Raw genomic sequence first — 12,431 nt, forward strand, 5'->3', positions numbered from 1 at the left:
AACTAAAAATGATGGCTTTGATTGTTACATTTTTAAGGACGTTTGTATACACTAAGAAAAAAGATTGGGTGAACATCATGTCGGGAAACAAGAATAAGCACCACTTCGAAACTTTGGCTAAGGAATGGCTAGAAAAACGAGGAGTCTCAATTTCAGAAATTGCGGATCTTGTCTATGTTTTACAAAGAAAATATCATCCAAACTTGAAAAAAGAAGAATGTGAAGCTAATGTCCATCGTGTGATTAGAAAACGTGAAGTCCAAAATGCCGTTATGACCGGTATTCAGTTGGACCTATTAGCAGAGCAAAACAAACTTTTAGAACCGCTCCAAGATTTAATTGAGACCGATGAAAGCCTATACGGTGTTGATGAAATTTTATCTTTTTCAATCATTAACTTATACGGTTCGATTGGTTATACGAACTATGGCTACATTGATAAAATAAAACCGGGTGTGCTTGCTCGATTAAATGATAAGTCGACAGGTGAATGCCATACATTTTTAGACGATATCGTCGGTGCCATTGCGGCGGCTGCTTCAAGCAGGCTGGCACATCGGGCGAGAGATGCTGAGTAATCAAAAAGATGGCCTCAAACTTCACGGCCATCTTTTCTCGTTTAAATGTGTTTCATCCATTCTGTCAGTGAATCAATGACATAAGTTGGTTTTTCTGAATAGGCTTCAAGATGTTCTTTTTGAGTTACACCTGTATGGACAAGGAGCGTATCCATTCCAGCATTCATTCCAGCCATTATATCTGTATCATAGTTGTCACCGACCATCAGTGTCTCGCTAACCTGTGTTCCGAGCACTTTCATCGCCTGTTCCATAATGATCGGTTCCGGTTTGCCAATAAAGATCGGCTTTGTCTGTGTTGATACAGTTAATACAGATGTTAATGATCCGTTCCCAGGTAACAGTCCTCTTTCTGTAGGAATCGCAATATCACCATTTGTCGAAATAAATGTTGCGCCATTTCGAATAGCAAGACAGCCGACAGCAAGTTTTTCATATGTAATCCCGCGGTCAATACCGACAACGACATAATCAGCATTCTCTTCGGCAAAAGCCAACCCTTTTTCTTCAATTGCCTGACGAATTCCTTCTTCCCCGATTACATAGACCGAAGCTTTTTGTGTTTGTTCAGCAATAAAGTTTGCTGTAGCCATACTTGTTGTAAATACCTGTTCTTCTGTTGCCGGAATATCAAAAGAAACAAGTTTTTCAGCAACTTGTTTGGGAGTGCGTGAAGAATTGTTGGTCACGAATAAGTAGGGAATATCTCGCTCTTTCAGGATTCTAACAAATTCGCATGCCTCTTCAATTTTTTCTGTTCCTTTATACATTGTTCCATCTAAATCGATTAAGTATCCTTTATATGTTTTCATGTTTTACACTCCAATTTTTTTTAGTGCGGTTTAAATGCCGTTACTGGACCGAGTTCATTGTTTAAATAAGTCCGAACCCGATTCGGAAAATTTTTTAATGTTTCTCCATAGATCTCCAACACTTTTTTCAACTCTTCATGGTTGACGTTCAAATAGTCTTGAACCAATGTTTTACGATAGGTGATGAGCTGTTTTAAATTTTCCCCCTCTGTTTGGTCAAGAACGTTTTCATCTATTAGTATATCCATGATATCGTGATAACTTCCCGGATCTCTCATAATAAAGCCGTCAATGATGTCATTCCCAATATCTAAAACACACTCAATCAACATTTGACAGATTCGTTCAAGCGCTTTTTTTTCTAGTGCTGAATTCCATGCTGATTGCGAACGAAATAAACGAAATTCTGCTTCAAAATAACGTAGCGTGTTTTCAATTTTATTTTGATCGACAAAATACATTTGAGCATCCCCTTTTATCATCGTTTATTTTCGCAAACGTTTTAACACAAAATAGGCACAGCCAAAATTACAGTATTCGTAAATATATTCATCAAGAGTACTAATTTTTGTATCAAAGGTTGCTTTTTGACTTTGGTCATCAAAAAACCCTTTCAGCCTTAGTTGATTATACCCCCAATCTCCGACAATATAGTCATACTTGTTTAAAATATCGGAATATCTGGCTTTAAAGGCATCCTCATTAAAACCGCTTTTTACATCTTTGACAACTTCAAATGAAGCATTTTGAACGACAATCATGCTTTTTCACCTCTTTTATATGATAATTCAAACCCAAGCCGCCATCAATTGCTAAGAATAAATCTTCTTGATTGGAAAAGCTATAGATATAAGGAGGACATGCAGAATGAATATACGATTGATATTACTCGTTTTAGTGCTCATGCCGTTAACTGGATGTCAAACAGCTTTAAACGATTCAGAACAAAACATGAATGAAGAAAACGGAAATACAATCCACATTGCAGATCGAAACCGTCAATACCATCAAACTTTTAGAAATGATGAACGAAAAGGTAGGTTCGGCTATGCCAGACATCAGGCTTCACCTGTTGAAAATAAAAATGAAATACGATCACCCCAGATTAATCGGGATGAAATCGCTAATGTTATATCTAGTTTAACGGTTCAGCTCCCCCATATTCAAGATGCCTCAGCACTTGTTACAGATGACGAAGCATTAATTGTCTACAAAACAAACTCGAAACAGCGAGAAAAAACCGCTGATCAAGTGAAAAAGACGGCTTCATCTGTCATTCCAAGATTTTATGATGTTTATATTTCTGATAACGAAAATTTAATCCAGTCGGTTGCCAACTTCAGTCAACTCGGGTCTAATTCAAGAAATGTCGACCAGTTGATGGCAGACACAATTAAAGACATGCAAAAATCACCGCAAGGCCATCTAGGTGATTAACGAAAAACAACCGCACCCTCTTTTTCACAATCAAAGGTGCGGTTTCTGATTAAAAATAAAAAGGCATGAACCCGGTACATTTCCGGGTCATGCTTGTTATGCCTTAGCTTGCCGTTTTTTTGATGCTTCATTTACTTGCTCATCTGCATGATATGAAGAGCGGACAAGCGGACCGGCTTCACAATGACTAAAGCCTTTTTGCATGGCAATTTCTTTTAATTCTGCAAATTCATCTGGATGGTAGTATTTTTCTACTTTAATGTGTTTTCTTGATGGCTGTAAATATTGACCGATCGCCATAATATCAACATTGTTTGCGAGAAGATCATCCATTGTTTCAATGATCTCAGCTTTTGTTTCACCAAGACCGATCATCATGCTTGATTTTGTCGGAATATCAGGTTGCATTTCTTTCGAACGGCGCAACAGCTCTAAAGACCGATCATATGTAGCTCTGGCACGAACTCTCGGTGTTAGGCGACGAACTGTTTCAATGTTGTGGTTCAAAATATCGGGGCGAGCTTCCATTAATGTTTTTAAGTTTTCTTCATCTCCCCCCATATCAGAAGGAAGTACTTCAATTGTTGTAAAAGGACTTTTTCTCCGGACGGCGCGGATCGTTTCAGCGAAAATACCAGCTCCTCCGTCTTTTAAGTCATCTCGTGCAACTGCTGTAATAACGGCATGCTTTAAATTCATCATGCTGACTGAGTCTGCGACACGTTCTGGTTCATTTAAGTCAAGTTCTGTTGGCAGTCCCGTTTTCACCGCACAGAAACGGCAGGCTCTCGTACAGACAGATCCGAGAATCATAAAAGTTGCTGTTCGTCTGACAGCCCAGCATTCGTGAATATTCGGACACTTTGCTTCTTCACATACCGTATGCAGGTTTTGATCTCTCATCATTTTTTTTAAGCCCGTATAATTCTCATTTGTATTAAGTTTAATTTTAAGCCATTCGGGTTTTCTAAGATACTCGTCTTTCTTTGCCAATTCCAATCATCTCCACTCGTTGTAGTCAAGTTTTACTGTGTTCAGGGTATGTCTTTGTGCCGTCTGGAACCGCTTAAATAAATGAGATCCTCGTCTAAAAAAACTTTAACACAGTACAAATCGTGGGACAAGAGATTGGTTTTGGACCATCACAAATTGCAAATATTTTCTTATTATTGTTTTTCTCGTCAGACGTAAACTATACATATTCAATTGGAAAGGAGTTAAGGACACCGTGAAAGTTGTATTATCCGTTCTCATCCTCCTTTTAGTCATCGGTCAACCTTGTGCTTTTGGGAAGGAAAAGAAGAAAGAAGCGGATTATGAAAAAAGGATGGCACTTTATCAAAAAACAGAGGCTGCAACCCAAATCCCTTGGTATGTCTTCGCAGCTGTCGATCAATATGAAATCAATATTCGTAAAAACCGCAAAGATTTGCCAAAGCAATCAGGGTATACTGGCATCTACATTCCGCAGAGTGTATGGAGCGGACCTGAAAATCCCAACCCGGATGACACCGCCCCTCTCAGTATTAAAGTATTTGATGGAATTGGAATGGATGGCAACGGAGACGGACGGGCGGATTCAAATGATGATGAAGATGTCCTTTATACATTTGGACAATACTTGTTGACATATGGAAAAGATATTGAAAACATCCGCATTGGGCTATGGGAATTTTATGAGCGGGATCAGACGGTCGGTATCATCTCTGGATTCATCAAACTTTTTGGAACATACGGCCGGATTGATTTAGGAAAACACGCCTTTCCGCTTCCGGTCAAAACGATTTACAGTTACAGAAGCACATGGGGTGACGCTCGCGGCTTTGGAGGAAGACGGATTCATGAGGGAACTGATTTATTCGCTCATTTTGGTCTCCCTGTACGCTCCACATGCTATGGGATCATTGAAATGAAAGGTTGGAATCGGTTTGGCGGCTGGAGGGTAGGTATAAGGGATATCCATAACACATATCACTATTTCGCCCATCTGAATGGTTTTAGTAAAGGACTAGAAACCGGTCAAATCGTTGAACCTGGACAGGTGATCGGCTCAGTTGGAAACACTGGATATGGTCCACCTGGGACAGCCGGAAAATTCCCGCCTCATCTTCATTATGGTATGTACAAAGACAATGGACGGACTGAATGGTCTTTTGATCCATATCCACATTTAAAAGCATGGGAACGAAAAGAGATCCGAAAAAGAAAAAAGCGTTAAAAAATGAAAATCCCTATTCTTGCCAAAAGCATGAATAGGGATGTGTCATTAAACCTTGCTTTTTTTATGTTTTATAACTGCATTTGTGATACTTAAAGCCAAACCTCCCCAAATGATCAAGATGCCTACTGTCATCATTACAATTGAAGCATCACTCATGAGGAAACCTCCTTATCTTGATAAAGTGAATACGCAGATGTATTCTTCCATTTGGAGAAAGAAAGCAGAAACCCGACAACAATCACGCCAAGTGCTACAGACCAGCCCCACTTTAAGAGAAATTCAACCGGCATATCTCCATATGCAGATGTCAAGTTGGTTTTAATATTGTCAAACATCATATATCCTAACACGAGCGGTGTGACAGTACTTAAACTGAACCTCCACCATCCACCAAGCTGAATATCTGAAACTGAATTAGCATAGTTTTGCAGTGATTTCAACTCTCTTGCAAACCAGGCAATGACAATCACTTCAATTAAACCTGCAAGCGCTACTCCAAAATTATTAATAAAATAATCTGCTGCATCTAAGAAGAACAGTCCACCTTTTGTAGCAAACACGAGTGAACAAAGTGCTGCTAATCCTCCGCCGAACATGACAGCTTTTTTTCGTGAAATATTAAATTTATCCTGTATAGCGGCAACATATGTTTCAGAAATGGAAATGAGAGATGTTAAACCTGCTAATACGAGCGAACCAAAGAACAAAAATCCGAAAAGTGCATTAAATGCCGGAAATTCATTGATGATTTGTGGAAATACGACAAATGCCAAACCTACACCTGATGAAACAACTTCTTTTACAGGTACGCCTTGCTGTGCTGCCATAAAACCTAGCGCACTGAAAATACCAATTCCTGCTAACAGTTCAAAAGATGAATTACCAAATCCAGTAATAAATGCATTGTTTGTAATATCTGATTTTTTTGGCAAATAGCTGGAATACGTAATCATAATGGCAAATGCAATGGATAGACTAAAGAAGATTTGGCCGTAAGCCGCAACCCACACCTTTCCATTTGTAATTTGACTCCAGTCAGGTGTAAAAAATGCTTCAAGCCCTTTTCCTGCTCCATCCAATGTGATCGAATAAATGACAATGATTAAAAATAACACACCTAATAATGGTATAAAAATTTTGTTTGCGGTTTCGATCCCTTTTTTAACACCTGCAAATAAAATACCTAATGATATGATCCAAACAATTGCAAGAGGAATCAGGACACCAGGAACAAAACCACCAAATTGACCAATAACGCCTCCACTTAAATCAATTCTATCTAAATATTCTTTCATTAGGAAATTTTCAGTATTTTTACCCCACCCTAAATTCACAGAAAAGATGGCATAAGATACTGCCCAAGCAACAATAACTGCATAATACGTGGAAATGACAAATGATATAGCAACCTGCCACCAACCAAGCCACTCTTTTCCTTTCCCCATTTTTGCAAACGATAGCGGAGCTGATCCCCTATATTTATGACCAATTGAAAATTCCATAATCAAAAGCGGAATTCCAGCTGTTAGGAGGGCAAACAAATATGGAATAAAAAATGCGCCTCCTCCGTTTTCATAAGCTACAGCAGGGAATCTCCAAATATTCCCCAACCCGATAGCAGAACCGACTGCCGCCATGATAAAACCTGCTCTTGTTCCCCACTGTGGACGATGATCCATAAGCTTCCTCCTTTACCTTTTTGAAACATCAGAAAAAAATGAATTTTCTAATTATTATTATTGATTAGTATATACAGTCTTTCTACCTATGTCAAAATATTTTTTTTGGAAATTAAAAGTACAAAACTAAAAAAGCATTCTGCCATTTATATTCAGCAGAATGCTTTAGACATTTTATTATTTCATCTTTAAAAGTGCCTCTTTTCCACTTGTTCCGGGGTAAATGCCCAGTTCTTTAGCTGCATCTGTCACAGATTCAAGCGGAGCTTCAAGAAGCTGGTCAATCGTTCTGACACCCACTGCTCTAGCGGCGATAATCTTGCGATCCTTTAATCTATCATTTAACAAGGCAACATCAAGAGCTCCACACATAATATATCCAGCATCATTTGTAATGGCCATAAAATTTGTTTTTGGCAACTTGACCGTTATAGCAGTAAATGATTGACCTTCAATCATGATTGGAGTTAAATTTACCATTGTTATCCCTCCTTTACCATTAATCTATGATAAAACAAGGGACTTGTTCCGATAGCCTCACTTTGATTGATGTAAAGCCTTTAGCTTCCATGCCAAAAGATCGCGCAAAAATTCAGGCATAAAATATTCAATATGTTTGGCTGTACGAATCAGCGGAAAGAATTTTCCGAGTGTAAACATATCAATTGTTGCAAGTGTATAGGTGAGGTCAGTTTCCACGTTTTCTCCATTGATTGTTAGCTTTTCAAGATTTAGCCCAGAATAGATCATTTTCCCCATTACCTTTCCGCGAAAGCCAAGTCCTTTGATCTGAAGCTGCTCCATTTCATTTGTTGATGCCTGATGAATGATTTCCTTTATCTCCATCCCTGTTAACTTTAATTTAATAGGGTTGATCGGATGTGGGCATATCCTATGTAAATCAGCTTTCATTACTGGACCTTTTGGAAGAGATTGAAGAAGAATGCCGGCATTGACCATGCCGATGTCAGCCTCACACCATTCCCGTAAGGCATCTGCTAATAGTTGCGGCAAACTAGACGTCTGAAACCAATTCGTGACGAGGGGATCATCCAGTACGGCTACTTCTTCCTCGAGGATCTTTTGAGCGTCTTCTTTTTTTTCATAGAGAAAACCTTTTGTTTCTTCTGATTCACCTTTCCAATCTGTTGTCTTCAAAACACTTGCCTTCATGTCTGTCATTATCTTTGTCGTACTGTCAAACGTCAATTGGACATGACCGGTGTAGTGGCCATATTTTTCGGCACAAGCTAGCAAAACCCCATTTTTCAACATCCCGTTTTCTAATAAATGATGGGTGTGGGATCCTAAAATCACATCGATTTCTGGAAATCGTTCTGCAACAAGCTGATCATCTAATATTCCTAAATGAGAAAGCAGAATCGTTACATCAGCTTTTCCTTGTACTTCTCTCAACATACTGGCGATGCTTTCAAATGCATCTGTCACTTCCCAATCAAGCTGTTTATAAATCGGGTAATATGGTACAGTCACCCCAAGAACGGCAATGGACAATCCACTTTTGAGCATTTTTATCGAATACGGTTGTGCCCATTGCGGTCTATTCCCAAAACGATCAAACAAATTAGAAACAATAACCCGAAATTCAGCATCGTCATAAAGTTTATTCAGTTCATGGTGAGGCAGTGTGATTCCTTCATTATTCCCAATTGTTACAGCATCATAATGAAGACGGTTTAACAACTCGACATTGACTTTTCCGAAAGACGCTTCAGAAATTGGATGACACCTGTCCATATGATCACCGATATCAAACAGCAGCACATCTTCATCATTAGCGATATGTTTCTGTCTTTGTTTTTCAAGGTAATCAACGATCTTCGGCCAGTTTTCAAAATGACTGTGCAGATCATTTGTGTGATAAATATGGAGCTTTTCCCTCATGCAATATCTCTCCCTAGCGTTTTAACTGAATATGCCTTGATAGACTAATCTGAGTCCGATTAAAATAAGAACCAACCTTAAAATCACCACGATCGTTTTCGTATTCATTTTTTTATTAATGATAGCGCCAAGCTTTCCACCGTACCAAGCTCCAGGGATCAGTGCCAAAGCATAGAGCCAATTAACATGACCTGATATGACATGGCCGAGGGAACCTGTGACAGATGAAAGAAAAATAATGAACATAGATGTGGCTACAGCAACCCGTGTTGGAAATAAGAAGATAAGTAACATCGCCGGAACCATTAAAGATCCTCCGCCAATCCCAAATAAGCCACCAAGGAAACCGACAACAAAAGCAATCGCGATTCCAAAGATTGGCTGATAAGAATATGTATAATCATTTCCCTCATCGTTTTTAAATGTTCTGATCACACCAATGTGTTTCTTTTCTGCCGTTCTCTCTTTTTTCTTAATCATTAATGACAAAGATAATAAAATCATAAAAATCCCAAATGATAGGGAAAATGAGGAAGAGCTGAAGTACTTCGAGACATGTGCCCCAATGATACTGCCCGGTCCTGATCCGATAAAAAAAATAAGCCCGCTCTTATAATCAACGGTATTATACTTCATATAAGTGATGGTCGAGGAAAGACCTGTAAAAATGATCACAAACAGAGATGTTCCCACTGCTATTTGTGGCGTAATATGATCAAACATAGCTATGCCTGACAAAAAAAGCAGTGAGGGAACGATGACAATTCCTCCCCCAAGACCAACTAGTCCGCCGATGGTTCCCGCAATAAACCCGAGAATAATCAGTATGATGTATTCCATAAAAAATCCTCTTTTCTTTAACTAAATAAATCGAGCTGTCTTGGTGCAAGTCCTTTATATTCTAGGTTTAACAGCTCCATCATTTGTTTTCCATTTTGTGCTGCATCTCCACCAGAATTGTTATTAAACAGGAGATAGAGTTGTTCAGATTGCTTCTGAAGCAGCTGTAAATTTTGCTTCCAGTCCTGTAACTCTTGTTTATGATATAAATATAAATATCTAACCTCTCGCCAATTTTGCCCTGACGATGGTCTTGCCCACCCTTCTTTATTGCGACCATGAAAGCGGATCAGCGTTTTATCGCTATCTGTCGCGTGAAGTACAGTCGGAATGCTTCCTTCACCAACTTGAGGTTCATCACAAATACTATGAATCCAATTTTGTTCTTCCATAAAAGCCAATGTTTTATCATAAACTTGAGGCATAAACCATGAACGATGCCTAAATTCCAGCGCACACGGAATATCTCCCATTTTTTCTTTACACCATCTTAAGTAATTGACATTTTCTTTTCTGCAATCAAACCAAGGTGGGAACTGGAACAACACCATCGCTAACTTTTTTGCTTTTTTATATGGTGTCAATGAAAGTTTAAAAGCATCAAACATCTCATCTTTTGACGGAAAAGGAATCTCTCCACGCTGATGACCGGTCATCCCCTGATAAGCCTTAATGATAAAATGAAAAGATTCAGGTGTTTCTTTTATCCATTTCTCATTGTTCCTTTCCGGTTGAATCGCATAAAAACTTGCATCAAGCTCAACGATTGGAAAATGAGATGAGTAAAGTGTCAGCTTCTTTTGATTGCTCGTCTTAGGTGGGTACAAGCTATCATGATCCCCCCACCCTGTTAATCCGATATAAATCAACGACATTCACCTCTCTTCCTAGTTTATCATAGGTTTTTTTTAGAATCTTATAATTAGACCTAGCTTTCCCTAAAAAAAGAAGCCGGAATCCCGGCCACTTAATCTTTTTTTCTTGGAAAAAGCGTAAAGCTAAAACTATAAAGAAAATCGCCTGCAAGGATGACCGTCCACATGAAAGCGGTCTGAATTAAAGGTTGAGTTCTTGCAAAATCTCCGATAAATAAATGCATTCCGCCTAAAATTGGTGTACCAATCAACCAAGCAAGGAAGTGACGGTACCAGCCCGCTCGCTCTTTTTGGGCATGTTCTTTGCCAAATCGCGGTCCTTTCTCAGGTTTTGGCCCTTTTGCAAAACGATATGCGAATCGAACATCCGCCCACCCCACCATGCGACTGCCAAAAGCGATACTAACACCAATATAAATAGCAGCTAAGCCATGTACAACATTGGCTTTAGCACCATGATACAAATCGATACCTGTTGCAATTAATAAAATTAAATCTAAGACAGGTGTTAAAGCAAGTAATAACAAACTCATTTTTTTCATCTTGAGAATGTATCGAAAACATAATCCCAACAAAATCAAGACCCAAAAACCAATTTCACAAGCAATGATAAGAAAACCAATCATGTTATACGTCCCCCGCTCTTTTTATAATACAACTGTGCTAAAAAATAATAACATAAATGTACGTAACAGTACAACTGTGTTATAATAAATTTATGCCAAAAATTGTTGATCACGAAAACCAAAAAGAAAGAATTGCTGAGGTCGTCTGGAATATTATTCATAAAGAAGGTCTTGAACAGTGCACCGTTCGAAAAATTGCAAAAGAAGCAGGCATTTCAGCAGGGTCTATGCGCCACTACTTTCCAAACCAAGCAAAACTGTTTATTTATTCAATGCAGCTCGTCATCAATCGAGCAAAAACACGAATCGATCAGCTGACATTTACAGAAACACCTGAAGAAAATGCAAAACAGCTTCTCCTTCAGCTTTTACCTATAGATGCTGAAAGGAAGTTAGAAATGGAAGCATGGTTTTCATTTACAGCCAAATCAATCAGTGACCCTGAGCTAAAACAGCTAAGGAAGGAGATGAATGAAGGAATTTTTTCCGCTTGTCAAATGACTGTTGAAGCACTGTGCCCGTCGCAAAGTGAAATGGAAAGGAAAAGGGAAACAGAACGTCTCTATGCATTGCTTGACGGATTGGCACTTCATGCAATTTTGGAGCCTGACCGTGTCTCACATGAGTTGATCGATTCTGTATTGACAAACCATTTACAAAACCTTGTCTGATAAGAAACGAGGAGCTGTCTAAAAAGTCCTTTTTCAACATCAATCAGGGGGAATTGCGAGACTCCTGCGGAAACACAGCGAGCCAGGCGAGACCCAAGAGGAGCAAGGAATGAGCTCCGAGGAGGCTCGCGGATCGCCCGCGGAAAGCGAGCAAATTCCCCAATTTTTATTCAGCCACACGACTTTCAGGACAGCCCCTTCTCATGTTTATTTCATTAATGGAATAGATGATGATCAAACGACTTGAACAAGGTTTGGGTTTTAGAAAATCAAACATTATCATCTGATTTATTCTGACACAAAGATCCCTGAGTCCTCCGATAAGTATGGATATCAAATCACCAAACTAATCTATGCAAGTTTTGAAAATCAATTTGAATGAGGAAATGAGGCTATTCATTCAGGGGAAAAGACCATTCGGTGGAAAAATCGGAAACATGCCATACGAGTTTGAGAAATGTTGAGCTGAGGAGGCAGAAGATGTTGAAAAGATATTTGGTACAATCCGTTTCGAGCTCACCCAAAACCTTGAGGAATAATCAGTTGAAAAATGGATTATTTTAAAATACCTTTGGAATTCGGGTTTTCAAAATATTGTACTTCATGACACCAAATTTCGATATAGTACTGACAATAACAGCAATTTTGCAACAAAATAAATTGATCAAGATTAATGATTTTCAAATCATTTGATTTAAATAATGCAACACCGAAAAGTTGCTCTGTGAAAATACATGTTTAAACAGAGAAAACGTTGTTTTTTTAAAAATAACATGATCTATTTAAC

Annotated in this window: 15 protein-coding genes; 4 read left to right on the top strand and 11 right to left on the bottom strand. The window is 38.7% G+C overall.

Features of this window, described 5'->3' with window-relative positions:
* Positions 1-77: 77 nt before the first annotated feature.
* The gene (locus HOO54_RS17930) at positions 78-578 is read left to right on the top strand and encodes a phosphatidylglycerophosphatase A family protein (protein ID WP_172297629.1); all 501 of its coding nucleotides are present in this window, start codon (positions 78-80) and stop codon (positions 576-578) included.
* A 41-nt stretch (positions 579-619) separates the two neighbouring features.
* Here HOO54_RS17930 and HOO54_RS17935 read toward each other — a convergent pair whose 3' ends face one another.
* The 3 genes from HOO54_RS17935 to HOO54_RS17945 are packed head-to-tail and all read right to left on the bottom strand — an operon-like array spanning position 620 to position 2,151.
* The gene (locus HOO54_RS17935; RefSeq protein WP_172297631.1) at positions 620-1,390 is read right to left on the bottom strand and encodes a TIGR01457 family HAD-type hydrolase; all 771 of its coding nucleotides are present in this window, start codon (positions 1,388-1,390) and stop codon (positions 620-622) included.
* A 20-nt stretch (positions 1,391-1,410) separates the two neighbouring features.
* The gene (locus tag HOO54_RS17940; protein ID WP_172297633.1) at positions 1,411-1,851 is read right to left on the bottom strand and encodes a DUF86 domain-containing protein; all 441 of its coding nucleotides are present in this window, start codon (positions 1,849-1,851) and stop codon (positions 1,411-1,413) included.
* Between the two features lie 24 nt (positions 1,852-1,875).
* Positions 1,876-2,151, bottom strand: a complete 276-nt coding sequence (locus tag HOO54_RS17945) for a YutD family protein (RefSeq protein WP_172297635.1) — start codon at positions 2,149-2,151, stop codon at positions 1,876-1,878.
* Positions 2,152-2,257: 106 nt separating this feature from the next.
* On the opposite strand from HOO54_RS17945, the gene HOO54_RS17950 reads away from it, so the two are divergent.
* On the top strand, positions 2,258-2,827 hold the full coding sequence (locus tag HOO54_RS17950; RefSeq protein WP_172297637.1) for a YhcN/YlaJ family sporulation lipoprotein: 570 nt from the start codon (positions 2,258-2,260) through the stop codon (positions 2,825-2,827).
* A gap of 96 nt (positions 2,828-2,923) precedes the next feature.
* On the opposite strand, the gene lipA is transcribed toward HOO54_RS17950, so the two are convergent.
* Positions 2,924-3,820, bottom strand: coding sequence for a lipoyl synthase (lipA, locus tag HOO54_RS17955; RefSeq protein WP_172297639.1), 897 nt, complete (start codon positions 3,818-3,820; stop codon positions 2,924-2,926).
* Between the two features lie 235 nt (positions 3,821-4,055).
* Between lipA and HOO54_RS17960 the strand changes: the two genes are divergently transcribed.
* Complete coding sequence (locus HOO54_RS17960) at positions 4,056-5,045, top strand: M23 family metallopeptidase (RefSeq protein WP_172297641.1); 990 nt, start codon at positions 4,056-4,058, stop codon at positions 5,043-5,045.
* Positions 5,046-5,093: 48 nt separating this feature from the next.
* On the opposite strand, the gene HOO54_RS17965 is transcribed toward HOO54_RS17960, so the two are convergent.
* The 7 genes from HOO54_RS17965 to HOO54_RS17995 form a co-directional block, all read right to left on the bottom strand.
* Positions 5,094-5,204: a methionine/alanine import family NSS transporter small subunit gene (locus HOO54_RS17965; RefSeq protein ID WP_172297643.1), complete on the bottom strand. Its 111-nt coding sequence runs from the start codon at positions 5,202-5,204 to the stop codon at positions 5,094-5,096.
* Entirely contained in the window at positions 5,201-6,727 is a 1,527-nt protein-coding gene (locus HOO54_RS17970; protein ID WP_172297645.1) for a sodium-dependent transporter, read from the bottom strand. The genes HOO54_RS17965 and HOO54_RS17970 overlap by 4 nt, the downstream gene beginning before the upstream one ends.
* Before the next feature lie 177 nt (positions 6,728-6,904).
* Positions 6,905-7,207 carry a YunC family protein gene (locus HOO54_RS17975; RefSeq protein WP_172297647.1) on the bottom strand — a complete coding sequence of 101 codons (303 nt, stop codon included), beginning with the start codon at positions 7,205-7,207 and terminating at the stop codon, positions 6,905-6,907.
* 57 nt (positions 7,208-7,264) lie between these two features.
* A complete protein-coding gene (locus HOO54_RS17980) occupies positions 7,265-8,632 on the bottom strand; it encodes a bifunctional metallophosphatase/5'-nucleotidase (RefSeq protein WP_172297649.1) in 1,368 nt (455 codons plus the stop codon).
* Between the two features lie 21 nt (positions 8,633-8,653).
* On the bottom strand, positions 8,654-9,472 hold the full coding sequence (locus HOO54_RS17985) for a sulfite exporter TauE/SafE family protein (RefSeq protein WP_172297652.1): 819 nt from the start codon (positions 9,470-9,472) through the stop codon (positions 8,654-8,656).
* 17 nt (positions 9,473-9,489) lie between these two features.
* Positions 9,490-10,341, bottom strand: a complete 852-nt coding sequence (locus HOO54_RS17990) for a DUF72 domain-containing protein (RefSeq protein ID WP_172299683.1) — start codon at positions 10,339-10,341, stop codon at positions 9,490-9,492.
* Positions 10,342-10,439: 98 nt separating this feature from the next.
* On the bottom strand, positions 10,440-10,973 hold the full coding sequence (locus HOO54_RS17995; RefSeq protein ID WP_172297654.1) for a hypothetical protein: 534 nt from the start codon (positions 10,971-10,973) through the stop codon (positions 10,440-10,442).
* Positions 10,974-11,065: 92 nt separating this feature from the next.
* Between HOO54_RS17995 and HOO54_RS18000 the strand changes: the two genes are divergently transcribed.
* Complete coding sequence (locus HOO54_RS18000; RefSeq protein ID WP_172297656.1) at positions 11,066-11,644, top strand: TetR/AcrR family transcriptional regulator; 579 nt, start codon at positions 11,066-11,068, stop codon at positions 11,642-11,644.
* Positions 11,645-12,431: the final 787 nt, after the last annotated feature.

Source organism: Bacillus sp. WMMC1349 (genome assembly GCF_013155385.1).
Classification (GTDB): Bacteria; Bacillota; Bacilli; order Bacillales; family Bacillaceae; genus Bacillus.

Bases quoted from the DNA above. Each gene is read 5' to 3' on its own strand.
- HOO54_RS17930 (WP_172297629.1), top strand. From the start codon at position 78: ATGTCGGGAAACAAGAATAAGCACCACTTCGAAACTTTGGCTAAGGAA.
- HOO54_RS17935 (WP_172297631.1), bottom strand. From the start codon at position 1,390: ATGAAAACATATAAAGGATACTTAATCGATTTAGATGGAACAATGTAT.
- HOO54_RS17940 (WP_172297633.1), bottom strand. From the start codon at position 1,851: ATGTATTTTGTCGATCAAAATAAAATTGAAAACACGCTACGTTATTTT.
- HOO54_RS17945 (WP_172297635.1), bottom strand. From the start codon at position 2,151: ATGATTGTCGTTCAAAATGCTTCATTTGAAGTTGTCAAAGATGTAAAA.
- HOO54_RS17950 (WP_172297637.1), top strand. From the start codon at position 2,258: ATGAATATACGATTGATATTACTCGTTTTAGTGCTCATGCCGTTAACT.
- HOO54_RS17965 (WP_172297643.1), bottom strand. From the start codon at position 5,204: ATGAGTGATGCTTCAATTGTAATGATGACAGTAGGCATCTTGATCATT.
- HOO54_RS17970 (WP_172297645.1), bottom strand. From the start codon at position 6,727: ATGGATCATCGTCCACAGTGGGGAACAAGAGCAGGTTTTATCATGGCG.
- HOO54_RS17975 (WP_172297647.1), bottom strand. From the start codon at position 7,207: ATGGTAAATTTAACTCCAATCATGATTGAAGGTCAATCATTTACTGCT.
- HOO54_RS17980 (WP_172297649.1), bottom strand. From the start codon at position 8,632: ATGAGGGAAAAGCTCCATATTTATCACACAAATGATCTGCACAGTCAT.
- HOO54_RS17985 (WP_172297652.1), bottom strand. From the start codon at position 9,472: ATGGAATACATCATACTGATTATTCTCGGGTTTATTGCGGGAACCATC.
- HOO54_RS17995 (WP_172297654.1), bottom strand. From the start codon at position 10,973: ATGATTGGTTTTCTTATCATTGCTTGTGAAATTGGTTTTTGGGTCTTG.
- HOO54_RS18000 (WP_172297656.1), top strand. From the start codon at position 11,066: ATGCCAAAAATTGTTGATCACGAAAACCAAAAAGAAAGAATTGCTGAG.